Here is a 1,037-nt window from a genome sequence, read left to right on the forward strand (position 1 = left end):
GGGAATGGGCGGCGGCGGTTGGGGACGGCCGTAATCGCGACTTGCGTCGCTCCCACAGTGGCAAGTCGCACGCGCCGCAATGTTTTGTAGGAGCGACGCAAGTCGCGATCTGGGCGGTGGGAATGGGCGACGGCGGTTGGGGACGGCCCCAATCGCGACTTGCGTCGCTCCCACAGTGGCAAATCGCACGCGCCGCAAGGTTTTGTAGGAGCGACGCAAGTCGCGATTACGGCGCCGGGAAATGGTGCTATATACCTTGTGTGTATAGCGCGCTGCGCGGACGACGGAGACAGGCGATGGGCATTGCGACAGGTTCGATTTTCGAGAACAACCGCACGCAGGCGGTGCGTCTGCCTGCGGAGACGCGGTTTCCGCCCGAGGTGCGCAAGGTGGCGGTGCGGGTGCGTGGGGTGGAGCGGATTCTGGCGCCGGTCGACAGGACCTGGGACAGCTTCTTCCTGGCGGCGGAGGGGGTGAGCGAGGACTTTCTGCCCGAGCGCGCCAGCCAGCAGCAGGACGAGCGCGAGGCGTTCTGATGCTGAAGTACATGCTCGACACGAACATCGCGATCTATGTGATCAAGCGCCGCCCGCCGCAGATGCTGGGCGTGTTCAACGAGCATGCGGGGCAGATGTGCATCAGCGCGGTGACGCTGGCCGAGCTGATCCACGGCGCCGAGAAGAGCGCGCGCAAGGCGCACAACCTGGTGCAGGTGGAGGATTTTGCGTCGCGTCTGGTGGTGCTGGCGTACCACGACAAGGCGGCCGCGCATTACGGCGACATCCGCGCCGACCTGGAGCGCAAGGGCACGCCGATCGGGGTGAATGACCTGCATATCGCAGGCCACGCGCGCAGTGAGGGGCTGGTGTTGGTGAGCAACAACGTGCGCGAGTTCGAACGCGTCGAGGGACTGCGGCTGGAGAACTGGGTGGATCGGGTCGGGGCTTGAATTTGCGGCTGGATCGCGACTTGCGTCGCTCCTACGGCAGCCCGCAGACGCCGCGATGTTTTGTAGGAGCGACGCAAGTCGCGATCCA

2 protein-coding genes are annotated in these 1,037 nt (G+C 65.3%); both read left to right on the forward strand.

Going from position 1 to position 1,037, the window contains the following annotated elements; translation table 11 throughout:
- The first annotated feature begins 296 nt into the window (after window positions 1-296).
- Window positions 297-536: a type II toxin-antitoxin system VapB family antitoxin gene (vapB, locus tag C665_RS19715; protein WP_004330481.1), complete on the forward strand. Its 240-nt coding sequence runs from the start codon at window positions 297-299 to the stop codon at window positions 534-536.
- Window positions 536-949, forward strand: coding sequence for a type II toxin-antitoxin system tRNA(fMet)-specific endonuclease VapC (gene vapC, locus C665_RS19720; RefSeq protein ID WP_004330482.1), 414 nt, complete (start codon window positions 536-538; stop codon window positions 947-949). The genes vapB and vapC overlap by 1 nt, the downstream gene beginning before the upstream one ends.
- Window positions 950-1,037 lie beyond the last annotated feature (88 nt).

The organism is Thauera aminoaromatica S2 (genome assembly GCF_000310185.1).
Lineage (GTDB): Bacteria > Pseudomonadota > Gammaproteobacteria > Burkholderiales > Rhodocyclaceae > Thauera > Thauera aminoaromatica.

Excerpts from the sequence above, each read along its gene's own strand:
- vapB (WP_004330481.1), top strand. The coding sequence starts at position 297 with ATGGGCATTGCGACAGGTTCGATTTTCGAGAACAACCGCACGCAGGCG.
- vapC (WP_004330482.1), top strand. The coding sequence starts at position 536 with ATGCTGAAGTACATGCTCGACACGAACATCGCGATCTATGTGATCAAG.